23 protein-coding genes are annotated in these 26,443 nt (G+C 69.0%); 12 read left to right on the plus strand and 11 right to left on the minus strand.

Translation table 11 applies throughout. From position 1 onward, the window contains the following. Nucleotides 1-3: 3 nt before the first annotated feature. Entirely contained in the window at nucleotides 4-1,230 is a 1,227-nt protein-coding gene (locus SK224_RS14610) for a polysaccharide biosynthesis protein (protein WP_320435384.1), read from the minus strand. A gap of 32 nt (nucleotides 1,231-1,262) precedes the next feature. Here SK224_RS14610 and SK224_RS14615 point away from each other — a divergent pair, with 32 nt between their 5' ends. Then, the gene (locus SK224_RS14615; RefSeq protein WP_320435385.1) at nucleotides 1,263-2,033 is read left to right on the plus strand and encodes a glycosyltransferase; all 771 of its coding nucleotides are present in this window, start codon (nucleotides 1,263-1,265) and stop codon (nucleotides 2,031-2,033) included. Here the strand turns inward: SK224_RS14615 and SK224_RS14620 are convergent. The 3 genes from SK224_RS14620 to SK224_RS14630 are packed head-to-tail and all read right to left on the minus strand — an operon-like array spanning nucleotide 2,003 to nucleotide 5,156. Beyond that, nucleotides 2,003-3,094: an acyltransferase gene (locus tag SK224_RS14620; protein ID WP_320435386.1), complete on the minus strand. Its 1,092-nt coding sequence runs from the start codon at nucleotides 3,092-3,094 to the stop codon at nucleotides 2,003-2,005. The two genes, SK224_RS14615 and SK224_RS14620, sit on opposite strands and share 31 nt — an antisense overlap. Continuing rightward, nucleotides 3,091-4,227, minus strand: coding sequence for an NAD-dependent epimerase/dehydratase family protein (locus SK224_RS14625; RefSeq protein ID WP_320435387.1), 1,137 nt, complete (start codon nucleotides 4,225-4,227; stop codon nucleotides 3,091-3,093). The genes SK224_RS14620 and SK224_RS14625 overlap by 4 nt, the downstream gene beginning before the upstream one ends. 38 nt (nucleotides 4,228-4,265) lie before the next feature. Continuing rightward, nucleotides 4,266-5,156 carry a glycosyltransferase family 2 protein gene (locus SK224_RS14630; RefSeq protein ID WP_320435388.1) on the minus strand — a complete coding sequence of 297 codons (891 nt, stop codon included), beginning with the start codon at nucleotides 5,154-5,156 and terminating at the stop codon, nucleotides 4,266-4,268. Nucleotides 5,157-5,244: 88 nt separating this feature from the next. Here SK224_RS14630 and glf point away from each other — a divergent pair, with 88 nt between their 5' ends. Genes glf through SK224_RS14645 form a run of 3 tightly spaced genes read left to right on the plus strand, consistent with a single transcriptional unit; the run spans nucleotide 5,245 to nucleotide 7,946 of the window. Beyond that, nucleotides 5,245-6,381, plus strand: coding sequence for a UDP-galactopyranose mutase (gene glf / locus SK224_RS14635; protein ID WP_320435389.1), 1,137 nt, complete (start codon nucleotides 5,245-5,247; stop codon nucleotides 6,379-6,381). Between the two features lie 30 nt (nucleotides 6,382-6,411). Beyond that, nucleotides 6,412-7,203 (plus strand): ABC transporter permease, encoded by a 792-nt coding sequence (locus tag SK224_RS14640; RefSeq protein ID WP_320435390.1) that lies wholly within the window; start codon nucleotides 6,412-6,414, stop codon nucleotides 7,201-7,203. Further along, the gene (locus tag SK224_RS14645; RefSeq protein ID WP_320435391.1) at nucleotides 7,203-7,946 is read left to right on the plus strand and encodes an ABC transporter ATP-binding protein; all 744 of its coding nucleotides are present in this window, start codon (nucleotides 7,203-7,205) and stop codon (nucleotides 7,944-7,946) included. Before SK224_RS14640 ends, SK224_RS14645 begins: the two co-directional genes overlap by 1 nt. Here SK224_RS14645 and SK224_RS14650 read toward each other — a convergent pair. The 4 genes from SK224_RS14650 to SK224_RS14665 all read right to left on the minus strand — a co-directional run bounded on the left by SK224_RS14650 (nucleotide 7,931) and on the right by SK224_RS14665 (nucleotide 13,618). Beyond that, complete coding sequence (locus SK224_RS14650) at nucleotides 7,931-8,908, minus strand: glycosyltransferase family 2 protein (RefSeq protein ID WP_320435392.1); 978 nt, start codon at nucleotides 8,906-8,908, stop codon at nucleotides 7,931-7,933. The two genes, SK224_RS14645 and SK224_RS14650, sit on opposite strands and share 16 nt — an antisense overlap. Further along, the gene (locus tag SK224_RS14655; RefSeq protein WP_320435393.1) at nucleotides 8,905-10,815 is read right to left on the minus strand and encodes a glycosyltransferase; all 1,911 of its coding nucleotides are present in this window, start codon (nucleotides 10,813-10,815) and stop codon (nucleotides 8,905-8,907) included. The genes SK224_RS14650 and SK224_RS14655 overlap by 4 nt, the downstream gene beginning before the upstream one ends. A gap of 89 nt (nucleotides 10,816-10,904) precedes the next feature. Continuing rightward, nucleotides 10,905-12,212, minus strand: coding sequence for an O-antigen ligase family protein (locus tag SK224_RS14660; protein ID WP_320435394.1), 1,308 nt, complete (start codon nucleotides 12,210-12,212; stop codon nucleotides 10,905-10,907). After that, a complete protein-coding gene (locus SK224_RS14665; RefSeq protein ID WP_320435395.1) occupies nucleotides 12,209-13,618 on the minus strand; it encodes an O-antigen ligase family protein in 1,410 nt (469 codons plus the stop codon). The genes SK224_RS14660 and SK224_RS14665 overlap by 4 nt, the downstream gene beginning before the upstream one ends. A 41-nt stretch (nucleotides 13,619-13,659) precedes the next feature. On the opposite strand from SK224_RS14665, the gene manA reads away from it, so the two are divergent. The 4 genes from manA (at nucleotide 13,660) to SK224_RS14685 (ending at nucleotide 19,670) form a co-directional block, all read left to right on the plus strand. Next, nucleotides 13,660-14,823, plus strand: coding sequence for a mannose-6-phosphate isomerase, class I (gene manA, locus SK224_RS14670; protein ID WP_320435396.1), 1,164 nt, complete (start codon nucleotides 13,660-13,662; stop codon nucleotides 14,821-14,823). Between the two features lie 169 nt (nucleotides 14,824-14,992). Then, on the plus strand, nucleotides 14,993-15,319 hold the full coding sequence (locus SK224_RS14675) for a WhiB family transcriptional regulator (RefSeq protein ID WP_137416374.1): 327 nt from the start codon (nucleotides 14,993-14,995) through the stop codon (nucleotides 15,317-15,319). A 74-nt stretch (nucleotides 15,320-15,393) separates the two neighbouring features. Next, on the plus strand, nucleotides 15,394-18,264 hold the full coding sequence (locus tag SK224_RS14680; protein WP_320435397.1) for a glycosyltransferase: 2,871 nt from the start codon (nucleotides 15,394-15,396) through the stop codon (nucleotides 18,262-18,264). Next, the gene (locus SK224_RS14685; RefSeq protein ID WP_320435398.1) at nucleotides 18,261-19,670 is read left to right on the plus strand and encodes a DUF5719 family protein; all 1,410 of its coding nucleotides are present in this window, start codon (nucleotides 18,261-18,263) and stop codon (nucleotides 19,668-19,670) included. Before SK224_RS14680 ends, SK224_RS14685 begins: the two co-directional genes overlap by 4 nt. Before the next feature lie 6 nt (nucleotides 19,671-19,676). Here SK224_RS14685 and SK224_RS14690 read toward each other — a convergent pair whose 3' ends face one another. Continuing rightward, complete coding sequence (locus SK224_RS14690) at nucleotides 19,677-20,114, minus strand: metallopeptidase family protein (RefSeq protein ID WP_320435399.1); 438 nt, start codon at nucleotides 20,112-20,114, stop codon at nucleotides 19,677-19,679. A 58-nt stretch (nucleotides 20,115-20,172) separates the two neighbouring features. Between SK224_RS14690 and SK224_RS14695 the strand changes: the two genes are divergently transcribed. Next, entirely contained in the window at nucleotides 20,173-20,382 is a 210-nt protein-coding gene (locus SK224_RS14695) for a DUF3499 family protein (RefSeq protein WP_320435400.1), read from the plus strand. On the opposite strand, the gene SK224_RS14700 is transcribed toward SK224_RS14695, so the two are convergent. Continuing rightward, on the minus strand, nucleotides 20,379-21,203 hold the full coding sequence (locus SK224_RS14700) for an RDD family protein (RefSeq protein ID WP_320435401.1): 825 nt from the start codon (nucleotides 21,201-21,203) through the stop codon (nucleotides 20,379-20,381). The genes SK224_RS14695 and SK224_RS14700 overlap by 4 nt on opposite strands. Before the next feature lie 16 nt (nucleotides 21,204-21,219). Here SK224_RS14700 and SK224_RS14705 point away from each other — a divergent pair, with 16 nt between their 5' ends. The 3 genes from SK224_RS14705 (at nucleotide 21,220) to katG (ending at nucleotide 24,994) form a co-directional block, all read left to right on the plus strand. Next, the gene (locus tag SK224_RS14705; protein ID WP_320435402.1) at nucleotides 21,220-22,215 is read left to right on the plus strand and encodes a stage II sporulation protein M; all 996 of its coding nucleotides are present in this window, start codon (nucleotides 21,220-21,222) and stop codon (nucleotides 22,213-22,215) included. Between the two features lie 83 nt (nucleotides 22,216-22,298). Then, entirely contained in the window at nucleotides 22,299-22,730 is a 432-nt protein-coding gene (locus SK224_RS14710; RefSeq protein WP_320435403.1) for a Fur family transcriptional regulator, read from the plus strand. Between the two features lie 20 nt (nucleotides 22,731-22,750). After that, complete coding sequence (gene katG, locus SK224_RS14715) at nucleotides 22,751-24,994, plus strand: catalase/peroxidase HPI (RefSeq protein WP_320435404.1); 2,244 nt, start codon at nucleotides 22,751-22,753, stop codon at nucleotides 24,992-24,994. A gap of 141 nt (nucleotides 24,995-25,135) precedes the next feature. Here the strand turns inward: katG and SK224_RS14720 are convergent, their stop codons facing one another. Beyond that, nucleotides 25,136-26,443: a DUF58 domain-containing protein gene (locus tag SK224_RS14720; protein WP_320435405.1), complete on the minus strand. Its 1,308-nt coding sequence runs from the start codon at nucleotides 26,441-26,443 to the stop codon at nucleotides 25,136-25,138.

The following is a 26,443-nucleotide window of genomic DNA, read 5'->3' on the forward strand; positions in this document are numbered from 1 at the left end:
CGCTCAGGACGTGACGGCGGTCTCCCGGCGGAACTGGCGCCACGCGGGGAAGGCCAGGATCGCCACGGAAACCGCCTCGGCGACGGCGACGCCGAGAGCTACCCCGTCGGCGGAGCCGTGCGCGGCGCCGATCAGCATCGTCGTGACACCCACGAGAGCAGAGCAGATTGTGGCGGCGAACACGAGCCGGAAGCGACCTGCCGGGATCAGCAGATTGCGGATGAGAGGCGTGCCACAGGAAATGAAGAAGAACGCTGTGCCGAAGAGAGCGCATGGCAGCGGCGCTGCGGCCACTGCGGCGCCGAAGACCAGGCCGGTGGCCCAGGGGCCGAGAATGGCGATCGCCGTCCCGCCGACGGCGCCGAGGCCGCCGAGCGCGGCGAAGGCGATGAGGTGACGGCGTGCACGGTTCACGGCGCGCGGGTCGAGCACCCAGGCTTGGAAGGCGTTGCCCACGGCGATGACCGCGAGCAATCCGATCCGATAGACACGGTCCGTCGAAGCGAAGGAGCTCGCCGCCGATGCGGAGAGACCGACCGTGGCGATGGGGATCCCGGTCGAGCCATAGACGTTGCCCGCAGCATCGATGGCGGCCGTGGGAACCAGCGAGGCCAGCACCCGGCGCGTGGGGCGTGCCGGGACACCCGCGGGGTCGTGTCCGGTGCTCACCAGGCGCGCGTGGATGGCGAAGGCCGGAACGGTCAGCGCCACGAGGAGCAACGGGTACCAGAACACCTGACCCGTCAGGAGCAGGAAGGGAAGTGCGAGCGCGGAGGCCGCGAGCTTGGGGACGCCGTCGAAGAGCATCAGAGCCCGCGGGTTGCCTTCGCCGATGCAGAACCATGCCGGAGTGAATCCACCGACCGCCATTGCCACCGCGATCATGACGGACTCGGTGCGGTAGTCGGGGGAGCAGACGACGTATGTCACCACGCCCGCGAGCGGAACGACCAGAAGCGCCGTCCACGCGCGGGAGCGGAGACTCTCGGACAGGATCACCGCTCGCTCGTGCGCGTCGGAGGCACGTGCCACCCGTACGGGACCGATGACGCTCCAGCCGAAGAGCACCCCCACCATCGCGAGCAGGCCGATGGCCTGCCCGGAGTTGACGTTCGCCCACCCGCTGTCGCCCACGAACCGCGAGATCACCGGAAGTATGATGAAGGGTGCGAGCGCCGAGATGATCGGTGCGCCCGCGAATCCCGCGAGGCGGAGAATGAAAGACCGCATCGCCAGCAGTCTATTCGCGGATGGAACGAGAGATGAGCGCCGACATGACGACCGTGAGTGTCTGCATGGCGACCTACAACGGGGCCGCGTACGTCGTGCACCAGCTGCAGTCCATCCTGGCTGAGCTGCGGCCCGACGACGAGATCGTCGTGGTCGACGATGCGAGCATCGACGAGACCGTACAGCTCGTCCGAAGCATCGACGACGACCGCATCCGCGTGATCGCGCAGCAGCGTAACGCCGGGTATGTCGCGAGCTTCGCGCGCGCTCTCGCCGAAGCGCGGGGCGACGTGCTCATGCTGTCCGACCAGGACGACGAGTGGGTTCCCGGTCGCCGTGCTCTGCTCGTTGCTGCACTCGGTGACGCCGACGTCGTCGCGTCCAACCTCGAGATGCTCGGCACCGGCGCGCCGCTGACTTCGCCGCTGACCGGCAAGCCGTGGGTCCTGATGTCGTCCGATTCCCCGATCCGGCGCCAGCTCGCGATCTTCGCGGGCGTGGCGCCGTACTACGGGTGTGCGATGGCGCTGAGACGCTCGGCGCTCACCTATCTGCTTCCCTTTCCCGACGGGTTGCGCGAGTCGCACGACCTGTGGATCGCGACGGCTGCCAATGCGCAGCGCCGCCTGGCGCATGTCGGCAGCGCCACGGTGCGTCGACGGGTGCACGAATCCAATGCGTCGACCTCCTCGCCGCGAGGGGTTCGTGCGGCGCTGCGTTCGCGCCTCCTCATGCTGCAGCTGTGGCGAGAGGCCCGGCGTCGGCGCGCCGCTCAGGCCGGCGGAGGCGCGGTCGGCGCCTGAATGTCTCCCGCGCGAACGGCACGGGGGCGTACCCGCGCCATAGCAGGGCGCTCCACGAGAACCCAGCTCGCCCAGGCGAAGACGAATGTGACGACCACGGTCATCGCGACGTACGGCCAGAATCCGAGCTTCATCCCTCCGGCGAGGTAGGACAGCTGCTGCACCGGCCACGCGTAGATGTAGAAGCCGTACGAGACGTCGTTGCGTGCGATCCACCCCGGCTGTGGGATGACGGTCGACAGATACAGCAGGGCGTAGGCGAGCAGCGGCGCCCCCAGTTGGCCGCCAATGTCGGGCACGAAGACGATGCAGACGGCGGCCAGCGGAACACTGGCGAGTCCGATCCATCGATTGAGGCCCCAGCGGTCGATGATCATGTAGGCGAGCGCGCCGGCGGCGAAGAACGAGAAGAGTCGCGCGAACTGGAAGAAGTCGTTGTCCAGACCGCCCGTCGTCCACAGCACGGTGATCGCGCGCACCACGACGCTGCCGACCCACACGGTGCCCACCGCCACGATCGACCTCCGGTAGATCGCGAGGGCTCCCAGCAGCCACGTGATGACGTAGCACAGGAACTCGAAGTAGAGCGTCCACAGCGAACCGTTCCACACATCGGGATAGGGCACGCCGCTGAGCGTGGTCCCGATTCCGTACACGCGGATGTACAGCGTGATATTGCTCCACACGTACTCGAGCGGATTCGGAGCGGTCGAGAGGAGACCGCCGAGGTTTCCCTGCTTGATCATCAACGCGAGGGGGGCGAAGACCACGGCGATGACGATGAGGCAGACGAGGTAGGCGGGAAAGATGCGAGCGACGCGATGCAGCAGATAGTCGCCGGCGCGCGTGCGGAAACGGCTGCGGGTGATCAAGAAGCCACTGATCACGAAGAACCCGGCGACGGCCCATCCGCCCAGATTCTCGCCGTTGAAACTCGGGCCGCTTCCCACGCCCGCGATGTAATAGGCATGTGCCACGAGCACGAGGGCCGCGAGCAGCAGGCGGAACAGGTTCAGGGAGTTGTGGCGGTACGGGAACGCGCCGGTTGACGCGGCGCTCACTTCAGGAGATTCCGCGCGGACATCTCGTCGAGGGATCTCTGATAGCCGTCGTCGTCGACAGGTTCGGAGCGCACCCAGTCCACGAACCGTCGCACTCCCTCGGCGAACGGTGTCGCGGGGACGAAACCGAGCATCTCGGAGATGTGGGTCGTGTCGGCGACGTTATGGCGGATGTCGCCCAGACGGTAGTTACCCGAGACCCGCGTGGGAACTCGCGTGCCGAAGGCTGCGAAGAGAGCCTCGATCACCTCATTGACCGTCGTTGCCACCCCTGAGCCCACATTGAAGATCTCGCCGGCGGCCCGCGGGTGTGTCGCTGCCAGGAACGTCGCCTCGACGACGTCGTCGACGTACACGAAGTCTCGGGATTCCCGTCCATCCTCGAAGACGTTGATCTCCTTGCCCTGGCGGATAAGCGTCGAGAAGATGGAGAGGATCCCCGTGTAGGGATTCTTCAGCGACTGACCCGGTCCGTACACGTTCTGATACCGCAGTGAAACGGGCTCGATGCCGATCGTGGGAGCCACCGTCATCACGAGGGCCTCCTGCGTCTGCTTCGTGATGCCGTAGACCGAAGAAGGATGGAGCTTCGCATCCTCCGCCGTCGGGACGAGCTTCAGGGGGCCCTCGCCGCTCAGGTGCACCTCGAACTCTCCGGCTGCCATGTCACGGTCGGCGCGATGCGTCGGGTAGACGATGCGCCCGTCCGGCGTGCGGTACGCCCCTTCGCCGTAGATGGAGCGCGACGAGGCGATCACGATGCGACGCGTCGAGTGCCGGTCATTGGCCAGCACATCGAGCAGCTTCGCGGTGCCGCCGACATTTGTCTCGCAGTACCGATCGATTTCGTACATGGACTGTCCCGTGCCGGTCTCCGCGGCGAGGTGGACCACGACGGTCGCCGGCGCGAGGGCGCGGCGTAGATCCGCCGCCGACGTGACGCTGCCATGGATCACGGTCGCGACGCCGTCGAGCGAGCGAAGCATGGGTGACGTCGTCTCGGGATCCTCGCCGTGCACCTGCGGGATCAAGGCGTCGAGAACGCTGACCTCGTGGCCAGCCTCGGCGAGTCGGGCCGCCAGACGCGACCCGATGAAGCCCGCACCCCCGGTGATGAGGACGTGTTCAGACATCGGGGCTCCTGGAGACGGTCGATAGGAACGGGCGGGAGTCAGAGCGAAAACACATGAGACAGGGTTGATCTTAGTCCGGCGGCGGAGGGCCTTCTGATGACACCGGGCAGCTCCGTCACCGCGTGCAGACGAGAGATCGGTCGCAGCCTTGCGGCGTGTGCCGTGCGCTTCCATCCTCTGGCGGCGGCCAGCTCGTGAGCCTGGCGGTAATAGGCGCGTTCGTCGCGGAACCGGGTTCCGTCGAGGATCGTGCGCTGAGACGCCGATGCGCTGTGTCGGCGATAGGAGAACGCCACCGTCGGGTTGTAGACCAGCGTCGCGCCCGCGAAGGCGAGATCCATGAGCAGGGCGAGGTCCTGGATGATCGGCAGTCCCTCCCGGAAATCCGTACCCTTCAGGGCCGAGGTGCGGAAGGTCAAGGACGGCCAGTAGAGCCAGTCGCCGCGGATGAGGCTCGTCGCCATCGTTTCGCCCCGCAGCACCGCCACTCCTTCGCCCCGTCGGGGCGCGAGCAGACGCTGCTTGACCCGGTCCGCCAGCGGCTTCACGACGGCTCCGCTCTCGTCGATCACGTTGACACCTGGCTGGACGACGTCCGCATTCGGGACGGCGCGGATCGTCTGAGCGATGAGGCCGACGTAATCGGGATGCAGGAGGTCGTCGGAGCCCAGCAGCATCATGTACGGCTCGTCCGCGAGACGCACCGCCTCGCGGTAGTTCCCGGTGATTCCGAGGTTCGCATCGTTGCGCAGGTAACGCACACGCTCATCTGTGATCTGTGCGAACCACTCGGCGACAGAGGGGTCCGGGTAGCAGTCGTCGATGACGGTGAGCCGCCACTGCGGATCGCGTTGTGCGAGCACGGATGCGACTGTCTGCTTCAGCAGGGCGGGATCCCCCCAGTAGGGGATGAAGATGTCGAGCGTCATGGCGTCCTCAGCCTACGCAACGACCGCGGATAGGATGGAGAGCCCGTCCTCCGCCGCGCGCAGCGCCCGCTCAGAAACCGGTGACCTCATGGATCTCCTCATCGTCGGCTCCGGCTTCTTCGGCCTCACCATCGCCGAGCGCGCTGCCGCGGCGGGCCGCAAGGTCACTGTGGTCGAACGCCGTCACCACATCGGCGGCAACGCGTACACCGAGAACGAGCCGACAACGGGGATCGAGGTGCACAAGTACGGTGCTCACCTCTTCCACACCTCGAACGCCACGGTGTGGGAGTACGTGAACCGCTTTACGGCGTTCACGAACTACGTGCACCGCGTCTACACGACCCATAAGGGCGTCGTCTATCCGCTGCCGATCAACCTCGGCACGATCAACCAGTTCTTCCAGGCGGCCTACAGCCCCGACGAAGCGCGCGCGCTCGTGCAGGAGCTGGCGGGGGAGTTCGATCCGAAGAAGGCCCAGAACCTCGAGGAGCGTGCGATCGGGCTCATCGGCCGGCCCCTGTACGAGGCCTTCATCCGCGATTACACGGCGAAGCAGTGGCAGACCGATCCGCGCGACCTGCCGGCCGAGGTGATCTCGCGCCTTCCCGTGCGCTACACGTACGACAACCGCTACTTCAACGACAGGTGGGAGGGGCTGCCGGTCGACGGCTACACGGCGTGGCTTGAGCGGATGGCCGATCACCCGAACATCGAGGTCAAGCTCAGCTGCGACTTCTTCGACGAATCGCAGCCGCTGAACAAGCGTGCCGTCGTCGGTCAGGTGCCGGTCGTCTACACGGGCCCCATCGACCGGTACTTCGACGACGCCGAGGGGGCGCTGTCGTGGCGCACGCTCGACTTCGAGCAGGAAGTGCTCGACGTCTCCGACTTCCAGGGGACCAGCGTCATGAACTACGCGGATGCGGATGTGCCGTATACCCGCATCCACGAGTTCAAGCACTTCCACCCCGAGCGCGCCGAACGCTACCCGACGGATCACACCGTCATCGTCCGAGAGTTCTCGCGCTTCGCCGAGCGCGACGACGAGCCGTACTACCCGGTGAACACCCCGCAGGATCGTTCCGGGCTCCTCGCCTACCGCGAGCTCGCCAAGGGAGAGCGCGACGTACATTTCGGTGGGCGTCTGGGCACCTACCAGTACCTCGACATGCACATGGCCATCGGTTCGGCCCTGTCCATGTGGAACAACACTCTTGCCTGAGCGCACTCGTCCGGTTCATAGAATCCTCCGATGACCACGACCACCGTGGGCGCACCCGGAACACCCCGGCGCTACCTCCACTCCCTGTGGCTGCTGTCGGCGCGCGACCTGAAGGTGCGTTACGCCACCAGCGCGCTGGGATACCTCTGGTCTGTGCTCGATCCGCTCGTCATGAGCGTGATCTACTGGTTCGTCTTCACCCAGGTCTTCGGACGGCATGTGGGCGAGACGCCCTACATCGTGTTCCTCATCACGGCGCTCCTGCCCTGGGTGTGGTTCAACGCCGCGGTCACCGACTTCACCCGGGCCTTCAACAAGGACGCCCGGCTCGTGAGGTCCACGGCGATCCCGCGGTCGATCTGGGTGAACCGCATCGTGCTCAGCAAGGGCGTCGAGTTCCTCTGTTCGATCCCGGTGCTCGTGCTGTTCGCGGTCTTCGGGGGAGCGACGGTCGGATGGGGGCTGTTCTTCTTCCCGCTCGCAGTCCTGTTGCAGACGGCGCTGTTGGTCGGCCTGGGGCTCATCGTCGCTCCGCTCTGTGTGCTCTGGGGCGACCTGGAGCGTACGACCCGACTCATCCTGCGCGCTCTGTTCTACGCGTCGCCCATCATCTACGGCGTCTCGGATCTTCCCGGCGGTTTCCGAGAGGTCGCCGCTCTCAATCCGCTGGCCGGCATCTTCACGCTGTATCGTGCCGGGTTCTTCCCCGATCAGTGGGACACTCTGTCCGTCGTCGCAGGCGCCGTCGTGAGTCTCGTGGTGCTCGGCGTCGGCATCCTCGTCTTCCGGCGACTCGAGCGCCCCGTGCTGAAGGAGCTGTGATGTCCGCGGAGCTGGCGATCGACGTCGACGGGCTGGGCGTGCGTTTCCGGCGCAATCGACGCGGTCGGCGCAGCCTGAAGGATCTGTTCGGCGGCGCATCCCGGCGGTCGCGTCCCGGCGAGTTCTGGCCGCTGCGCGGCGTCACCTTCACTGTTCGGCCCGGTGAGTCGATCGGTGTCGTCGGGCGCAACGGTCAAGGCAAGTCGACCCTTCTCAAGCTCGTCGCAGGCGTCCTGCTGCCCGACGAAGGAGTCGTACGGGTCAACGGTGGCGTCGCTCCGCTCATCGAGATCACGGGCGGCTTCGTCGGAGATCTCACGGTGCGTGAGAACGTGCGACTCACGGCAGGCCTCCACGGGATGAGTCGGGCCGAGGTCTTGCGACGCTTCGACTCCATCATCGACTTCGCCGAGCTCCACGACTTCGTCGACACCCCCTACAAGCATCTGTCGAACGGCATGAAGGTGCGGCTGGCCTTCGCGGTCGTCTCTCAGCTCGAGGAACCCATCCTTCTCGTGGACGAGGTGCTCGCCGTGGGGGACAAGGCGTTCCGGGAGAAGTGTTACCGCCGCATCGATGAGCTGCTCGCTGCGGGGCGGACCCTGTTCTTCGTCAGCCACAACGAGAAGGACCTCCGCCGTTTCTGCACGCGAGGCATCTACCTCGACAAGGGGGAGCTGAAGATGGATGCGCCCATCGCCGCCGTGCTGGAGCGGTACAACGCCGACTACGCCGTGGGCTGAGTCTCCACCAGCGGCGGCATCGGGCGCCAGGAGCGGTCGCGCGCGATCTTGCGCCCGTCGCGCAGCCCACGCGCCAGATGGCTCGTTCCGCGCGCTTTTCGCTCGACCATCGCGAGTCGGATGAGTTCCTTGGCGAAGGTCATCGCCGTGCCCAGACCGAACAGGACCGGGTTGTAGACGCCCAGCTCACGGTAGTACCGCTTGATGTAGGCGCGGTTTCGCATGATGTAGTAGCGGTACGCGTCACTGGACGCGTTCATGTGACGGATGCCCATGTCCCACTGCTTGATCTCGCGGGTGCGGCGCAGCACGAACTCGTCGACGATGACCGAGGTCGTGATGCGAGAGGCGAGCCAACCGTACAGCTGATCGTCCCAATAGATGAAGAAGCGCGGGTCGGGGAGACCGATCTGTCCCACCACGTCGCGGTGGATGAACATCCCCTCGAAGCAGCCGGAGTTCATCTTCTTGTACCCGGACTCGTCGAATCCGGCCGGCGCGAACGGGATGGGGATCCCCATGCGGTCGGCAACGCGGTACTGCCAGTAGAACTCACTGCCGTCGTAGTCGTAGCGCCGACCCTGGATGCTCTTGAACCGCGGCGTCCACTTCCCCATGCGCGCCAGGCCATCGGGGAGTACCTCGACATCGTCGTCCATGAGCCAGATCCACGTCGAGCCCAATTCGTATGCGACTCGCATCCCCTCGCTGAAACCGCCGGAGCCGCCCGTGTTCGTCTCCAGCCGGCGATACACGATCTCCGTGGCGATGCGTTGCCGGAAGGAGTCGACCACGGCGGTCGTGTCGTCGCTGGACGCGTTGTCCACGACCACGACGTGTCCCGGCTTCGGATCCATCGCTTCGATGCTCGTCAGCAGCTTCGTCAGAAGGGCGGAGCGGTTATAGGTCACGATCGTGATCGTGGCCGTGGCCGGATCGAACTCCGGCAGGGAAGCGGTCATGCGTTGTCCTCGAACACGGTACGCCAGCGCTCGACGCTGGTGAGGTCGGATGCCGCCGCGCGGTAGCGGCGTGAGAGTCCAGGCCATTCGCGGCGCAGACGTCGGTGGAGGCGCACGCTGTCCACGAGCATGCGGCGGAAGGTTGTGCGGTCGCGCACGTAGACGTTCTTGCCGGATCCGTTCGCCGCACTCACGATGGCGCTGTCGACCAGCGGAACACGCCACCAGAGCGCGTCCTCTTTGCCGTACTCCACCTCGGGGAGCGTGGATCGATCGCCTGACGTGGGGCGCAGCCAGTGCGATGCAACTGTTGAGGCGGTGAACCACCGCAGACGCCAGCCGGTCGGGTTGTCGTAGTCATGACGCCGACGCAGCGGAAACACCTGCCGGCCCCGCCGTGAGCGCAAGGGCACGCCGCTGTCGGTGTGCACGACCGTCTCGGGGTAGTCAGCGGCGAGCGCGCGGGCGGCCGGCATCGCTGTGGCGAGAGTGGCCCACATGTGCTCGGGGCCCGAGAGGAGGTCGCGGATAGCTTGATGCCGCAGCGCGACGGGGTAGTACTGCATCATCATCAGGTGCTTGAGGTCCACCCGACGACTGTGTCGAAGAAGGGTGCCTCCTCCCGGCAGAGACGAGTGCAGGAGCGCCGCGACGATCCGGTTGCGGGCGTGGAAGTATGCCTGCCAGTCGATGGAGTCGTCCTTGCCCACCCACGAGACGTGCCACAGGGCGACACCCGGCATTGAAACCGTCGGGAATCCCGCCTCGCCCGCCCGCAGGCAGAACTCGGCGTCGTCCCATTTGATGAAAGCGGGCAGCGACAGCCCGATCTCGCGGATGATCTCGAGCGGGATGAGGCACATCCACCATCCGTTGTAGTCCGAGTCCATGCGCATGTGCAGCATGGGGGACTGACGGAGGTTGGCGACGCTGAAATCGTGCGGGAGCTTCTCCTGGTACAGGGCGCGCCACATGAACGGTGCCTCGTCCACGACCTCGGCCCACGCGTGGAGCTTGGGGCGATCGAGCAGGTCGAACATGTGCGCACCGACGATCGTCGGGGTCGATGCGTAGCGTCCGAAGACGATCGATCGTCGGACGGACTCCGGCTCGATGCGCACGTCGTCGTCCAGCAGTTGGATGAAGTCGCTCTCCGGCCGTGCCAGGGTCTCGCTCATGGCGCGCGCGAAGCCGCCCGATCCGCCCAGGTTGGGCTGGGTCAGTACGGCGAGGGTCTCCCCGAGCGCGGTGGCGACGTCGGCGTAACCGTTCTCCTCGGCGACATGCTGCGTGCCCTGATCGATCACGAAGATGCGGTCCAGCAGCTCCAACAGGTCGGGGGCATCGGCCAGGCTCCGCAGCGTCCCGACGCAGTAATCCGGCTTGTTGTAGGTGGTGATGCCGATCGAGGCCTTGCCGTGGCGGACCGGAGCGGTCTCGGTGGTCCACTCGGCACCCTCGAAGGTCATGGCCTTCTCGTCCGCCGCGATGTCGAACCAGATCCAGCCGCCGTCGCTGTACTGGTCGAGTGTGACGTGGAAGGTGCTCGTCGCCTCGCCGTCCACCTCGCGCGTCTCGATGCGCTGCTTGGTGCCGCTTCCGTTCGATCGGTAGAGCAGGATCGTCGCGGGTCCCTGCGTGCGCACGGTGAGCACCACATCTCGAACCGGCGTCCAGTGCTGCCAGTACGAGGCGGGGAAGGCATTGAAGTACGTTCCGAATGAGACCCGCCGTCCGCTGACGATGCGCGCCCGGTTGCGTCCGAGGATGTTGGCGAGCTGAGCCCGATTGGAGACCCGTACGGGTTCGTCGTCGATGACGGACCAGGTCTCGGGATCCGCGTAGAGCGGGAGAAGGTCGGGGTCGCGGTCGAGAGGGAACACGACCTTCTGCAGAACATGCGGCACGAGTGGATCTCCGGTTCGGTCGGCGGCGCGCTACGTAGAGCCGGAGCACGATCCTACCGGCCCGACCTCGTGAACCGCCCGGAGGTCGCTCACCGGGTGCGCTCTTCGGGAAGCAGCGGCGACGCGGGATCGCCGTTGTCGAGCCGGTCCCGCCAGGAGCGCGACTGTCCGGCGCGGCTGGCGCACACCACCAGGAGGAGCCATCCGTACCCGAACAGGGTGAAGCTCTCGAACACAGAGTCGATGAGCAGCGCGGTGAGGACGAGGGGCGTCCAGGTGTAGACCACGGCCCTCCGGTTGCTGGCCTCGAGCCACGACCGCACGAGCGCGACGGTGCAGAATCCGGCGAACAGCAGCAGGCCGAACCATCCCACCTGCAGGAGGATGTCGAAGTAGGCGTTGAGCGCCGACGCGTGGCGCTCGCCGAGGTTCACGTTGATGGAGAGGAACGGGAACTCGGTCGTCGACCACGTGCCGAACCATCCCCATCCCTGCACAGGGTGATAGCGGACGTAGTCGAGGATCGTGTTCCACAGATCGGCGCGGGTCGCGAAGTCGCTGCCGGCGCCGAGCATGGCGATGATGGGGCCGCGGGCGGCATAGGCCACCGCCAGGGCGACCACGACGATTCCGGCGAGCGTCGCCTGCAGCATCGGCTTCGATTCGGGTCGGGTGTGCCGCACGACCATGAGCGTCAGGGTGGCCAGCCCGACGACGAGGGCGATCACGATCACGGTGGGGGAGTCGCTCAGCACGGCCATGCCGCCCCCGAGGAGCACCGAGAAGACCGCGAGGCCGGGGCGAACGGACTGGGTGCGCCACTCGACGAGGAACGTGATCAGCGCGAGCACGGCGACGAAGCCGAGCGCGTTGCGCGTGCCGAAGATCCCTTGCACGGGTCCGAGCTCGGCGATGAGACCCTGCACGCCCAACAGGGGGAAGGGCATGTCGATGAGGATGCCGAAGAGGATCTCCACGCCCAGGGAGATGGCGAGCAGCCACCGCATGACGTCGCCCAGCGCCCGGGCGGTCTGCAGGGTGTCGCGCACGTGCGCGATCGTGACGCCCAGAAGCGACAGCGCTGCCAGGGCCACCCAGCCGATGAGGGACTTCGGTTGATCGGTCGACCAGAAGACGCTCACCAGCGTCCATCCGAGAAAGAGTGCGAGCGTCGCGGACGCCAGCCGTAGCGGCGACAGCTCCCCCCGGCGCGCGATCAGCATGGCGACGGCGAGGGTGCAGAGTCCCGCGACCATCGTCACGTAGGTCACCCGGCCCATGAGCCGTTCGATGGCGAAGGCGCCGAAGGTCGTGCCGAAGACGACGAGAGTGAACGCGCGCGCCAACCGTGCCGAGCGCAGCAGTTCGCCCACGCCGGAGGCGGCGGGGGCGATCATTCCTGATCCGACACGGGGTCGCCGCGCTCGATACGCCACGACGTCTCCGCGGGGCCGACGCCCAGCAGCGGTGACTGGCGCACCTTGAGCCCGAGCAGGACGACGAGCATCCAGCCCCACACCACCAGCGGGCCCGACTCCGCGAGACCCTGCACGAGCAGAACGGTCGCGACGAGCGTGGGCAGCAGCGTCAACGGTGAGTACGGGCGGTCATCGCGCAGATCCCATCGTGGGCGGTCGATCGCGAAGAACCAGGCGCGCCAGATGAACGTCAGGTAGACGCCCGCCATCAGGAGCACACCGATCACGCCGAGTTGGAGGAAGACGTCGATCCACATGTTGTGCGCCTGCATGACCGTCTCGCCGTGGTCGACGATCCATCCGTCGAAGTGCTTGTCCCAGGGCAACCACGGCGAGGCGAAGCCCCATCCGGTCAGGGGACGCTCGCCTGCTCTGGCCAGCACCTGCTCCCAGATGCCTTCGCGTCCCGTCAGGTCGGCCGACCTGCCGAGGGCTGCGAAGAGCGTGTCGCGAGCGAAGAAGAGGATCGCGGCGCCGGCGAAAGCCACGGCGGCGTAAGCCGCGTAGTACACCGTGCGTCCGCCTGGCTTCGTGACGGTGCGCATGAGCAGCACCGTCACGAGCACGACGACGACGGCGGCCGCCGAGAGGTAGGCGGTCGCAGAGCCGGCGTGGACGAACAGCAGCGCGGCGATCGAGATCCAGATGATCGCGGAGACCCGCCCCTCGGCGTGCGCCGCCCAGCGGATGCAGAAGACGATCAGCCCGAGCAGTGCGACGACCGCGAGGAGGTTGGCGTTTCCCTGGATGCCCTGGACTCGCCCGTCGAGGTCGAAGAGGTTGTTGCGTGACCAGTAGACGATCGGGTCGTACTTCACACCCCGCTCCGGAAGCACCCAGCCGGGCAGGATCGGTCGGCGCACGAGCAGCGACACGACGAGCTCGAAGGCGAGCGACAGTCCCAGCGACCACTTCAGCGCCGCCGAGATGGCGGCGACGATCTCCCGCCAGGTGAGCATCGCCGCGACGAACAGCCCCTGGCCCGTCGTGATGAGCCACAGCGCGAGCGTGGTGCCGGTCGTCGCGGGCCACGCCGACCAGATGAGCGAGGCCGCCGCCCAAACGCCGTACGCGAGGACGAACCATGGCAGGCGGCGTCGGTCGACCGGCGGCCGGATCAAGAGCCACACCACCAGGGAGACGACCGCGGTCGCGACAACGATCGCGGTCGAGATAGTGACCCCGAAGGCCAGCGTCCATGCGGTGCCCGCGACCGCCTGGAAGACGACGAAGACGCACCACGCGCGCAGCAGCAGATGTCCGGTGCGCTCACGCAACGGCGGTGCGGGTGCGGGACCTGCCGGATGTTGGGTTCGGACGGCCATGATGCCCTCAGATTATCCCGGGACCCTTCTAGGCTGGGGGTGTGCTGGCCGAGCTGACCAACGTCCCCCGTGACTACTCGTGGGGCTCCCCCCATCTCATCGCAGACCTGCAGGGCCGCGAGCCCTCCGGCGCGCCCGAAGCCGAGGTCTGGTTCGGGGATCATCCCGGATCGCCCGCCCAGCTCCCCTCCCTCGGGATGACGTTGGCCGCGTGGTTCGATGCGCAGGAACCCGGCGCGGGCCAGAAGACGCGGCTGCCGTACCTGCTCAAGCTGCTCGCCGCGGGCTCCCCCCTGTCGATCCAGGTGCACCCCTCGCGCGAGCAGGCCGCGGAGGGGTTCGCGCGGGAGGAAGCGGCCGGCATCCCGCGGGATGCGGCGCACCGCACCTACAAGGACGACAATCACAAGCCCGAGGTGATCGTGGCTGTCAGCGACCGTTTCGAGGCGCTGGCGGGCCTCCGGCCGCTCGCCGCGACGCGGGGCATCCTCGCGGCTCTGGGTCAGAACGAGGGCGTTGTGGCACTCGCCCGGGCGCTCGAGGGTGCCGACGAGGCCTCGGCGCTGCGCGACGTGCTGGGCTGGCTGCTCTCCGGCCACGCGCAGAGCGTGGTCGACGGGGTGATCGCCGCCGTGCGTGAGGCCGCTCGGGCGACGCCCACCGACCATTTCGTCGCGCTGAATCGCATCGCTGACGCCTACCCATCGGATCCGGGGGTCGTGGTCGCGCTGCTCATGAACCACGTGGTGCTGGCCCGAGGCGAGGCGATCTTCGTGCCGGCCGGTGTGCTGCACGCCTATCTCTCCGGTCTGGGCGTCGAGATCATGGCCGCCAGCGACAACGTGCTGCGCGGCGGTCTGACGCCCAAACACATCGATGTCGACGAGCTGTTGCGCATCCTCGACACGACACCGGGCGAGGCGCCGAGACTGCCGGCGATCGTGGGGGAGCCGGGCGTCGACGTCTTCGCGCCCGGGATCTCCGACTTCGAGCTGCTGCGCGTGACGGTGGACGAGGGCGAGGTGCGTCGCGTCCGCCTCCGCGGACCCGCCATCGCCGTGGCGACCGTCGGTGCACCGATCGTGTCGGCCGCGGATGCTCGGGTGCGACTCGCGCCGGGAGACGCGGCGTTCGCCACGCCCGACGAGCAGCATCTCGAGGTCACGGGTACGGGGGAGCTGTTCCTCGCGATGCCGGGACGCTGATCGCCTTCTCGTAACGAATCCGCTCCATCGACACGCCGGCGGCGCGTCGCGAAGATTAAAGCGTGGGTTGAGGGTTTACGATCAGCGACTTGCTTTCCTCGAATCACACCTGTGTAATTTAGGCACCCGCCCACCGCGGGGCGTGATTTCGAGATCGTGGGGAGAGCACATGGCGAGCGCACCGTACCGCTCAGGCGTTCCCGACAACTGGCACGTCGATCCGGTCTTCCTCGGTGTCCCCGGCGTCCGTCGCGAAGCTCCTGTCGACGACGACAACCCGCTGTCGTGGCAGACGGATGCGCTGTGTGCGCAGACCGACCCCGAGGCCTTCTTTCCGGAGAAGGGCGGATCCACCCGCGACGCGAAGCGCATCTGCACGACCTGCGATGTCCGCGACGAATGCCTGGAGTATGCGCTGCGTAACGACGAGCGATTCGGGATCTGGGGCGGGCTCAGCGAGCGCGAGCGTCGCAAACTCAAGCGTCGTGTGAGCTGAACGCTCTGTCGAGATCGCCGATTGCGGCGCGTGCACCTCGCGCGTCGCGAACTCGTGCTTAGGCTGACTCAGTCATGTCGGCCCGTGTCCACGCTCTCCTCGTCGTGCGCCCTGAAGCGCGTACGGCCGCCGCGTCGCATCTCGAGCGAACGCTGTCCGCCCTCGCCGCGCAGACCCGCCCGGTCGATGCGCTGACGATCGTTCTCTGCGGCGGCGACTCCGCCCTCACGCAGCTCGTCACCGCGTCCGGCGCCGAAGGAGTGATCACCGCCGGAGCCTCGACGTCGTTCGCCGACGCGGTGCGTCTCGCCTCGGTGCGTATCAGTGGCGAGTTCGTCTGGCTTCTCGCCCAGGACACCGCGCCCGAGCCCGAGGCGTTGCAGCGCCTGCTCGCCGGACTCGAACGCGCCCCCTCGGTCGCCGTCGTCGCCCCCAAGCTGGTGGAGTGGGACGAGCCGGCCCGCATCGCATCGCTGGGTGTGACGATGACGACGCTCGGCCGCGCCGTCGAGCTGGTGCAGGACGAACTCGATCAGGGCCAGCACGACGGTGACGAAGACGTTCTCGGGGCTGATGTGCGCGGGCTTCTCGTGCGCGCCGACCTGTGGCGCACCCTCCGCGGTGTCGATCCCGCGCTGGGCGGGGCCGACGAGGGTCTCGATCTCGGCGTGCGCGCCCGCTTGGCGGGTCACCGGGTGGGTCTCGTGCCCACCGCGCGGGTGGCGGTCGCCGGCGACGGCGTTGCGGGCCTGCCCACGGCGGCGACGCGACGCGCCCGCCGCCGTCGCGCCTACGCTCGCCGGCTCGCGCAGATCCACCGTCGCCTGGCGTACGCACCGGCCGCGGCGGTGCCGCTGCACCTGCTCTCTCTCATCCCCCTGGCGCTCTGGCGCGCGGCGGCGCTGCTGGTGGCGAAGCAGCCCTCGCGCGTGCTGCCCGAGTGGGGTGCCTCGATCGTGGCCTTCTTCCGGTGGGGCGCGATCGCCGCATCCCGTGGTGTCATCCGCCGCTCGCGCAGCGTCGCGTGGTCCCAACTCTCTCTGCTGCGCATCAACAGGTCGACGCTCCGGCAGCGCTTCGACGCGGATCCCGACGCCGATGCGATGAACCGACCGGTGCGTGGCGAACTCCACTTCTTCACGGGTGGGGGCGCGTGGCTCGTGCTGGCGGGACTGGTCGTCTCGGCGGCCGCATTCCCCGCCCTCCTTGCGTGGCCCGCTCTCGGCGGCGGCGCCCTTGAGCCGCTGCGGGCGACACTCGGTCAGCTCTGGGCTGACGCCGCCTTCGGGTCCCGAGCGACTGGGCTGGGGGTTGCAGGGCCGGCCGATCCGTTCGCCGCCGTCGTGGCACTGCTCGGCTCGCTCTGGCCCGCAGATCCCTCGCGCATCCTCGTCGTGCTGTGGCTCACCGCGCTGCCGCTCGCGGTGCTGGGCGGCTGGTTCGCGGCGACACGCCTGACGTCCCGCTCGCTGCTGCGCAACACCGCCGCCGTCGCCTGGGCGCTCGCGCCCACCTTCTGGGCCTCCCTCATCGACGGTCGCCCCACGGGCGTGATCGTGCACCTGCTGCTGCCGTGGCTGTTCTACGCCGGGGCTGTCGCCCATCGGTCGTGGGCCGCGGCAGGGGCGGCGTCGTTGTTGCTCGCGGGAGTGCTCGCGTGCTCTCCATCGCTGGCTCCCGCACTGATCCTCGTCTGGATGCTGGCGATGATGCTCGTCGTGGTCGCACGCGGTGGACATGGAGCAGGGCAGATCGTCTGGAGCGGCGTTCCCGCACTGGCGCTGTTCGCCCCCCTCATCTGGGCTCAGCTGCACGGCGGCACGGTGTGGGGTCTGCTCGCCGACCCCGGCCCGGTATGGGCGGGCGCACAGGCAGGCGCCGACGCGGCCGGGCGCTTCGCGCTGGCAGCGGGGTTCCCCAGCACGGACTTCGCCGGGTGGGCCGGCCTTCTCGGTTCCACGACCATCGGCCCGCTCGTCACCACGGTGGTCGTCCTGGTCGCCCCTCTCGCGCTGCTCGCCCTGCTGTCGCTGCTGACCCCGCGGTGGATGGTGGCCGGTGTTCTGCTCGTGATCGCGCTGCTGGGGCTCGCCACCGCGTTCGCGGCCGTGGGCTTCGCCGTGTCCGTCGACACCCGGGGCACGCCAGTGGCCCTGTGGCCGGGTGCGGCTCTGAGTCTTGCGTGGCTGGGGATCGTCGCGGCCGCCACGGTGACGCTCGACTCGGGTGTTCCGGCGCGCGCCGGTGGCCTGCGCGTCTTCGGCGCCGTCGCTGTCATGGGCACCCTCGCGCTCCTCGCTATTCCGTCGGCCACCGCGATGGGCAGGGGGCAGAGCGAGCTGCAGATCGGATCCTCGTCCACGCTGCCCGCCTACGTGGCGGCACAGGGGCGCGATGATTCGAACGTCGGCACGATCATGCTCTCGCCTCTGGCCGACGGTTCCGTCGCAGCCCAGGTGGTGTGGGGCGGCAGCGAGACCCTGTCGGGCGTCTCCACGTTGGACGCGACCCGCACCGTCGCCTCGGCCTCCGACCAGGAAGTGGCGGAGCTCACCGCGGACCTCGTCACCTCGACCTCGGAGGATGTCGTCGCACGCGTCGCGGCGGCCGGGATCCGCTTCATCGTGGTCGCTCCCGAGACCTCGGACGAGAGCGACGCGGCGCGCGCTCTTCGGCTGTCGGCCCAGACGGCGCTCAACCAGCGCGACGACCTCGACGTCGTCGGCGCGACGCCGAAGGGCACGCTCTGGCGCGTGACGACGGACGTGGCCGAGCGACCTGCGCCGAGCGCAGAGATCGTGCGTCAGGGGTGGGGCGTCACGGTGGTCCAGCTCGTGGTCGTCGCGATCGCTCTGCTGCTCTCCGTCCCCACGGCGGCCTCGCGGCGCGAGGCGCGTCGTACCCCGCGCACCGTCGGTCCGCGTTCGCGGGAGGAGCAGGCATGAGCAGGCAGCGGATGTGGCGCTGGGCCGCCACGAGCACGCGGCTCGTCGTGGGCGCAGCCCTCGCTGTCGGCATCGTCGGTGCGGTGGGCGTCGGTGTCGCCGCCAACTGGCCCACCCACACGCACGAGCCGCTCGCCGTGGGGGTGACTCCCACCCCGGCGGACACGGTGCTCGCCTGCGCCGGACCTCTGCTCGCCCTCGGACGTGACGCCACGCAGGCCGACCAGATCGCCAGCGCAGCGCCGACGGCTGCCGTCTCGGGATCGGACGGCGCGGCGCTGACGCAGTCGTCGGAGCCGAGCGCCCCTGACGTCGTCGGCTCCGACGGGCACCTCGTCTTCGTCGCGCCCCCGCTCGACGAGAAGCGATCGGATGCCGCGGCGGCTGCGAGCGGCACGGTCGCCGCCGAGGATCTGCGTGGCTTCGCGGCTTCCGCCTGTCAGCCGCCGCTGATCGAGTCCTGGCTCGTCGCGGGCGCGACGACCACGGGCTCGGCGGACGTCATCCTTCTTTCGAACCCTTCGGATGTGGCTGCCACCGTCGACCTCACCCTGTACAGCGCGACCGGTGCCTCCGTCCCGCCGTCGGGCAGCGGACTCCGCGTCGATGCCCACACGCAGCGCCTGGTGCCGCTGGCCGCGCTGGCGGTCGGTGAAGGAGCGCCGGTCGTGCGCGTCACCGCCTCCGGCGCGCCGGTCGCCGCCGCCCTGCAGTCGAGCCTCTCCCGGACCCTGCTGGCGGGCGGTGTCGAGCAGAGCGGCGCGATCGTCGGTTCCGCAACGCAGCAGGTGATCCCTGGAGTGCGGGTTCCGCAGAGCGCGGTGGATGCGGCATCCGCCGGCGCGACGACCCTCCTGCGGCTGCTCTCACCGGGCGCCGACGCGACGGCCACCGTCACCGTGCAGGACGACACGGGGCGTACCGCGCTGACACAGCAGGTCCCGCTCGGCGCGGACCTCCCCACCGAACTCGACCTCGCGGGTCTCTCGGCAGGCACGTACACCGTGCGCGTCGAGGCCACATCGGCCGTCGTCAGCGCCGTCTGGCAGACGACGAACTTCGCCGACGGTGCGGACTTCGCTTGGTATCCAGCAGCAGAGCCCATCGTCGACCCGAGCGTGATCGCCGTCCCCGAGGGGCCGTCGCCGCTCCTGGTGATCGCGGGGTCCACGGTCGGTTCCGCCGACGTCGTGCTGTCGCCGCTGAGCGGCGCCACCCAGACCGAGCGGGTCAGCGTCGCAGCCGGCGACACCGCATCCGTTCCGGTCCAACCGGGCGCGGTGTACCGCATCGAGACCTCGAACCCGGTGCGGGCGTCGGTGAGCTATCTGGCGGACGGGGCGATCAGCGCATTCCCGGTGTGGCCGGCGGATGCGGCCGCCGCGGAGATCATCGTCCGCCCCTGAGCCCGCTCAGAGGAAACGGAAGCGATCGGGGCCCAGGTCCCACGGGTCGCGCCCGAGGAACTCGGCCGCCGCGCGGAAGACGCAGCTCTCGATCATCATGCGCCGATGGGTGTCGTCGTTCCGGTGCAGATGCGCGAGACGTTCGATCGGCAGCCGGTAGAGCACGATGCGCTTCTCGTCGGCAAGAACGCTCCAGCGCGGGATGCCGTCGGCATCCGCCGCCGGAGGCATGTCGGCCATCTCGAAGCGCACCTCGCGCAGCTCCGGCCAGGCCCCGCGGAGGAACTCCGCGACCGAACCGACGGCGAGGTCGAACCGGTCGACGCGCGTCTCGAGGGGCGGGAGCGGTGGGCGCACGACGGCGCTCCGGCCCTGCCGGCCGTGACGCCCGTGACGTTCCGGTCGCGGGGCTGCGGGTGCGGGGCGCGACCGGCGGCGGATCATCTGACCATCCTAGGCGCGGCGCACCACCGGTGTCTCCGGGGCGCGTTAGGGTCGCACCGTGCAGGAACGTCAGTGCTCAAAGGTCTCGTGCGCGCGTGAAGCGGTGGCGACGCTCACCTACGACTACGCCGATCAGATGGCAGCGGTGGGCCCGCTGGGTCGGGCGGGGGACCCCCACGCCCACGACCTGTGCCAGGTGCACACCGAGCGACTGTCCGTACCGAAGGGATGGCTGGTCGTTCGTCACGAGACGCTCCGCGCTTCCTAGCCGCGGCGCGTGACGGGCGCGGGCAGCAGTGCCTCGGCCCGCGCATCGCGCGCCCGGATGGCCGACAGCTCGCGCTGGAAGCGCAGCGCCGCCACGGCCCGGATGAACAGCTCCGGATCCGCGGCCGGAACGGGGGACACGGATGCGGCCGCCTCTGCGGCCAACTGGGTCGCGAGCACCCGTCGCGCCTGCGGCTGCAGTTGCTCCGCCTGTCGGACAAACCTCGCGAGACGCCGCGCGACCGACGCCGGGAGCGCCGCCACATCGGCGATGCGGGCCCACTCGGCAAGGGGTGCTGGCACCTGCGGTTCGAACGAGGCGAGACGCCCGGTGCGCGTGCGCTGACTGAAGGTGCCGGCCATGAGGTCGCCCAGTCGCTGTGCGCGCGGCGTGAACATCCCGGTCAGCGCCGCCACGGAACCGAGGGCGAACCAGATCTCCAGGACTCCGACGAGAGAGCGGATCAGTGCCTGCCGGAATCCCGCCGCTCCGCCGTCGGTGCGGACGATGCGGGCGCCGACGATGAGCTTGCCGAGGCTCCGGCCGCGGGTGGCGGTCTCGATGGTCGTGGGCGCGACGACCAGGAGAACGACCGCCAGCAGGATCGAAACGATCGTCCCGAGTCCCGAGTCGACGGAGAGGACCCCGGTCAGCCCGAGCGCCAGCAGCACGATGAGTGCGGCGGCCACGGTCACGATCATGTCGATCGCGGCCCCCGCCACTCGGAGGAAGAACCCAGCCGGTTGCACGTCGAGGGCGACGGCCTCGCCGGTGAGGATCTCGTCCTGGCCGATCTCGACCAGCGTCACGGCGGAGGGCATGGCTACAGTGAAACATATGGACCTCGACGCGCTCACTGCCGCCCACAGGTCCGAGTGGGAGCGTCTCGACGAGTTGGCCGGTCGCCGCCGGCTGAGCGGTCCGGAAGCCGACGAACTCGTGACGCGCTATCGGGCGGCATCTGCGGATCTTGCCGAGTTGAAGACGGCCGCGGGACGCAGCCCGCAGGCCGATCACCTCTCTCTCGTTCTTGCCCGCGCCCGCCTGCGGCTCACCGCCGGCGACGGCAACCTGCTCCGCCGCATCCCGCAGTTCTTCCTCGACCAGCTGCCCGCGGCGCTGTACCGCGTGCGCTGGACGACACTCGCGGTCGCGGTCGCCTTCGTCCTGGCCGCGGCGCTGGTGGCGTTGTGGATCTCGTCCGATCCCGCCCTCGTGGCGACCCTGGGCTCCGAGGCGCAGCTCTCCTCGTATGCGAACGACGAGTTCGTCGCCTACTACTCGGACAACCCGGCGGCGGTGTTCGCCGGCACGGTGTGGACGAACAACGCCTGGATCGCGGCGCAGTGCGTCCTGTTCGGCATCACCGGCATCTGGCCGGTCTCGGTCGTGATGCAGAACGCGGTCGGTCTCGGCACAGCCGCGGCCGTCATGGGCTCCTTCGACCGGCTCGACGTGTTCTTCGCGTACATCCTTCCCCACGGCCTGCTCGAGCTGACCAGCGTGTTCGTCGCGGCGGCGGCGGGGCTCCACGTCTTCTGGGCATGGGTCGCCCCCGGCCCGCGGTCGCGGCGCGAGTCGCTCGCCGCAGCGGGTCGCTCGCTCGCCACCGTTGCGATCGGCCTGGTTCTCGCCCTGGCGCTGTCGGGAGTCGTCGAGGCCTACGTCACGCCGCAGCCGTGGCCTTGGCCCGTGAAGATCGCGCTCGGCACCCTCGCCCTCGGCGTCTTCCTGGTGTACATGCTCGTGGTCGGGCGCCGGGCCGCACGCCGCGGCCAGACGGGGGACCTGGGCGAAGATGACATCGGCCAGACCGAGCTCGTCGCGGGTTGAGCGGGAACGGATTCAGCGATCGTTCATCTGATCGCGGGCGTGTCGTATTTTTGAATAGTTCAAAACAATGACAGGATGCGGGAGTGGCCCCCGCATCCGTCGAGACAGAGATCGCCCTGCGTCACGCGGGCCTTCGAGTCACCGAGACCCGGCGCGGGGTCTACAACGCGCTGCACGCGCTGCCGCACGCCCGGGCCGACGAGGTGTTCGCCCGCGTGCGTGAGGGTCTGCCCGCGACGAGCATGCAGTCGGTCTACAACGCCCTCGGCGACTTCGTCGACGCGGGACTGGCCCGGCGCATCGAGCCCGCGGGGCATCCCGGGCTGTTCGAGCTGCGCGTCGCCGACAACCACCATCACCTCGTCTGCCGCGGCTGCGGGCGCGTCGAGGATGTGGACTGCGTCGCGGGCGCGGCGCCCTGCCTGCATCCCCAGCAGACGCATGGCTTCTCGGTCGAGGCTGCCGAGGTGACTTTCTGGGGCATGTGTCCGGCATGTGCCGCCCAGAGCGAATGACCCCCCACGAAAGGAAACAGATGTCCGACATCACGACGGGTTGCCCTGTACCCCACGACGGTGCCGACGAGACGCGGTTGCCCGTCGGGCCATCGCCGGTCGACGCCGAGCCCGACGGGGTGCTGCCGCATCCCACCGCAGGCTCTGCGAACCGCGTGTGGTGGCCGAAGAAGCTGAATCTGCGTCTGCTGGCGAAGAACCCGGTCGTGGGTAACCCTCTCGGTGAGGGCTTCGACTACAAGGCCGCCTTCGAGGCGCTCGATCTCGCGGCGGTCAAGCAGGACATCCTCGAGGTCATGACGACGTCGCAGGACTGGTGGCCGGCCGACTTCGGTCACTACGGCCCGCTGATGATCCGTATGGCCTGGCACAGCGCCGGCACCTACCGGGTGACCGACGGGCGCGGCGGCGGCGGGCAGGGACAGCAGCGTTTCGCGCCGCTGAACAGCTGGCCGGACAACGTGAACCTCGACAAGGCGCGTCGCCTGCTGTGGCCGGTCAAGAAGAAGTACGGCCAGTCGATCTCCTGGGCGGATCTCATGATCCTCGCCGGCAACGTGGCGTTGGAGTCCATGGGCTTCAAGACCTTCGGATTCGCCGGCGGACGTGCCGACGTCTGGGAAGCGGACGACGACGTGTACTGGGGCCCCGAGACCACGTGGCTCGGCGACGAGCGCTACTCCGGCGATCGCGAGCTGGAGAAGCCGCTCGCAGCTGTCCAGATGGGGCTCATCTACGTCAACCCCGAGGGTCCTAACGGGGAGCCCGACCCGCTGCGATCGGCGCGCGATATCCGCGAGACCTTCGCCCGCATGGCGATGAACGACGAGGAGACGGTCGCGCTCATCGCCGGCGGCCACACCTTCGGCAAGACGCACGGCGCGGCATCCGACGAGAACGTGGCCGAGGACCCCGAAGCCGCGGGAATCGAGGACCAGGGGCTCGGCTGGAAGAACGCGCACGGCACCGGCAAGGGCGACGACACGATCACGAGCGGGCTCGAGGTCACTTGGACCTACCACCCGACCCGCTGGGACAACGAGTTCCTGCACATCCTCTACGCGTACGAGTGGGAGCTGTTCAAGAGCCCGGCGGGCGCGTGGCAGTGGCGTCCCGCGAACGGTGCGGGCAGCGACATGGTGCCCCTGGCCCACTCGGACGGGCGTCGCGAGCCGCGGATGCTCACGAGCGACATCGCCCTGCGCGTCGACCCGGAGTACGGCAAGATCACCAAGCGCTTCCTCGAGAACCCCGAGGAGTTCCAGGACGCGTTCGCCCGCGCGTGGTTCAAGCTGACCCACCGCGACATGGGCCCGAAGGTGCGCTACCTCGGCTCCGAGGTGCCGGCAGAGGATCTCATCTGGCAGGACCCGGTGCCTCCGGTCGATCACGAGCTGATCGACGCGGCGGATGCGGTCGCGCTGAAGTCCCGCATCCTCGAGTCCGGGCTGAGCGTCTCCGAGCTGGTCTCGACGACGTGGGCGGCCGCATCGACCTTCCGCGGCAGTGACAAGCGCGGCGGCGTCAACGGTGCCCGCATCCGTCTGGCGCCGCAGAAGGACTGGGAGGTCAACAACCCCGCACAGCTGCAGAAGGTGCTCGCGGTCCTCGAAGAGGTCAAGGCCGAGTTCGAGGCAGCGGGTCGCCGGGTCTCGCTCGCGGATCTGATCGTGCTCGCCGGCAACGCGGGTGTCGAGCGTGCCGCGGCCGACGCGGGCGTGATCGTGGAGGTGCCGTTCCGTCCGGGACGTACCGACGCGACGGCGGAGCAGACCGAGGAGCACTCCTTCGCGTTCCTCGAGCCCGCCGCCGACGGCTTCCGCAACTACCTCAAGGGGCGCCCGTCGCTTCCCGCCGAGTACCTGCTCGTCGACAAGGCCAACCTGCTGACCCTGAGCGCACCCGAGATGACGGTGCTCGTGGGCGGTCTGCGCGTGCTCGGTGCGAACTGGGACGGATCGCGCTACGGCGTGCTGACCGACCGCGTGGGTGTGCTCACGAACGACTTCTTCGTGAACCTGCTCGAGCTCGGCAACACGTGGAAGCCCCTCGACCCCGGATCCCACGCGTTCCAGGGCACGAAGGACGCCACCGGCGAGCTGGTCGGCATCGGCACGCGCGCCGACCTGGTGTTCGCCTCGAACTCCGAACTGCGCGCGCTCGCTGAGGTCTACGCCTCGGATGACGCGACCGAGAAGTTCGTCACGGACTTCGTCGCGGCGTGGACGAAGGTCACGGAGCTCGATCGCTTCGACCTGGCCTGACCCGCAGCGTAGAACGCCCTTCCGTCTCAGGCGGAGGGGCGTTCTTCGTCTGCCAGGGGGCGGCAGGAGAAGCGAAGAGGAGCGGCGGACTCAGCCGGCGGCGAGCGAGCGGGGGGTGGGGGCGACGTGCGCGCCCGAGGATCAGAGCAGCCCGCGCAGCTTGAGCGCGAGGTAGTGGTCGGCGACACGGGGCGGGAGGGATGCCGCATCCGCGGTCACGGCGACGGCGCCCGTGCGTCCGATCGCCGTCCCGACGCGCTCGCCGCCCTGACGGACGTGCTCGGTGGCCGCCCAGGCGTAGGCGGCGTCCGCATCCGTCATCGCGGTCTCGTCGTCGTGGTCGTCGACGGTCGATGCGGAGGCCACGAGCACCCGGGACCGGGCGGTCAGCGTGGGGAGGGCGGCGAGGAAGCCGCGCGCCGCGGCCGGGTCATCCTGTGCGGTGAGCAGCACCACCAGCGCCGGGCGTACCGTGAGCCTGCGCACCAGGGAGGCGACCTCGCTCCAGTCCGTGTCGATCAGCTGAGCCTCGACCGGCGCCATGGCGTCCACGAGCGCGGGGACGAGTCCGGCGCCGTCGACGCCGCTCACACGCGCGCGCACGACGCGATCCATCATCACAAGATGAACGTGGTCCCCGGCGCGGGCGGCCAGTGCGCCGAGCAGCAACGTGGCCTCCATGGCGGCATCGAGCCTCACCCCGTCGTCGACGCGGGTCGCGGCGGTGCGCCCGGTGTCGACGACCACGACGATGTGCCGATCGCGCTCCGGCCGCCACGTGCGCAGCATCGTGGTGCCGGAGCGCGCCGTGGCGCGCCAGTCGATCGAGCGGACATCGTCGCCGCGGACGTATTCGCGCAGGCTGTCGAACTCGGTTCCGCGACCGCGCACCTGGACGCTGGTCTCGCCGTCGAGCTCCCGAAGGCGGGCCAGGCGGGACGGCAGATGACGGCGCGAAGAGAACGGCGGCAGGACGCGCAGCACCCCGGGCGCGTCGATGCGCTGCTGGCGTCCGGCCAGCCCGAGGGGACCGAGCGCGCGCACGACAACGAAGCCGCTCACGAGCTCACCGCGTCGGCGCGGCACGAGCGACGCGGTGAGCGTGGCCGTGCGCCCAGGCGGCACATCGATGCGCGGGCGGCCCGCGGGAGCGCCGGCGGTCGGCTGCCAGGCATCCCTGATCCATCCCCTCACCGGGCGGCTGCCGGCGTTCGTCAGGTGCAGTTCGCTCAGCGCCACCTCGCCGCGCCGGGTGCGCGCGGGCAGGTTCCGCGACACGCGCAGGTCGGCGGGGCGGGGCGCGAGCGCGGTGTCGAGCGCGACAGCCGCGATGACGAGGACGAGCCACGCGCCGAACACCGCCCACGCCGGCACGCCCGCGGCGGACAGCATCACCAACGGGATGAGACCGCCGGCGACGACGATCGGAAGACGGCCGGTGACGAACAC

This window comes from Microbacterium sp. BG28, from assembly GCF_034044005.1.
Classification (GTDB): Bacteria; Actinomycetota; Actinomycetes; order Actinomycetales; family Microbacteriaceae; genus Microbacterium.

Excerpts from the sequence above, each read along its gene's own strand:
- SK224_RS14610 (WP_320435384.1), bottom strand. The coding sequence starts at position 1,230 with ATGCGGTCTTTCATTCTCCGCCTCGCGGGATTCGCGGGCGCACCGATC.
- SK224_RS14615 (WP_320435385.1), top strand. The coding sequence starts at position 1,263 with ATGAGCGCCGACATGACGACCGTGAGTGTCTGCATGGCGACCTACAAC.
- SK224_RS14625 (WP_320435387.1), bottom strand. The coding sequence starts at position 4,227 with ATGTCTGAACACGTCCTCATCACCGGGGGTGCGGGCTTCATCGGGTCG.
- SK224_RS14630 (WP_320435388.1), bottom strand. The coding sequence starts at position 5,156 with ATGACGCTCGACATCTTCATCCCCTACTGGGGGGATCCCGCCCTGCTG.
- glf (WP_320435389.1), top strand. The coding sequence starts at position 5,245 with ATGGATCTCCTCATCGTCGGCTCCGGCTTCTTCGGCCTCACCATCGCC.
- SK224_RS14640 (WP_320435390.1), top strand. The coding sequence starts at position 6,412 with ATGACCACGACCACCGTGGGCGCACCCGGAACACCCCGGCGCTACCTC.
- SK224_RS14645 (WP_320435391.1), top strand. The coding sequence starts at position 7,203 with ATGTCCGCGGAGCTGGCGATCGACGTCGACGGGCTGGGCGTGCGTTTC.
- SK224_RS14650 (WP_320435392.1), bottom strand. The coding sequence starts at position 8,908 with ATGACCGCTTCCCTGCCGGAGTTCGATCCGGCCACGGCCACGATCACG.
- SK224_RS14660 (WP_320435394.1), bottom strand. The coding sequence starts at position 12,212 with ATGATCGCCCCCGCCGCCTCCGGCGTGGGCGAACTGCTGCGCTCGGCA.
- SK224_RS14665 (WP_320435395.1), bottom strand. The coding sequence starts at position 13,618 with ATGGCCGTCCGAACCCAACATCCGGCAGGTCCCGCACCCGCACCGCCG.
- SK224_RS14675 (WP_137416374.1), top strand. The coding sequence starts at position 14,993 with ATGGCGAGCGCACCGTACCGCTCAGGCGTTCCCGACAACTGGCACGTC.
- SK224_RS14680 (WP_320435397.1), top strand. The coding sequence starts at position 15,394 with ATGTCGGCCCGTGTCCACGCTCTCCTCGTCGTGCGCCCTGAAGCGCGT.
- SK224_RS14685 (WP_320435398.1), top strand. The coding sequence starts at position 18,261 with ATGAGCAGGCAGCGGATGTGGCGCTGGGCCGCCACGAGCACGCGGCTC.
- SK224_RS14690 (WP_320435399.1), bottom strand. The coding sequence starts at position 20,114 with ATGATCCGCCGCCGGTCGCGCCCCGCACCCGCAGCCCCGCGACCGGAA.
- SK224_RS14700 (WP_320435401.1), bottom strand. The coding sequence starts at position 21,203 with ATGCCCTCCGCCGTGACGCTGGTCGAGATCGGCCAGGACGAGATCCTC.
- SK224_RS14705 (WP_320435402.1), top strand. The coding sequence starts at position 21,220 with ATGGACCTCGACGCGCTCACTGCCGCCCACAGGTCCGAGTGGGAGCGT.
- katG (WP_320435404.1), top strand. The coding sequence starts at position 22,751 with ATGTCCGACATCACGACGGGTTGCCCTGTACCCCACGACGGTGCCGAC.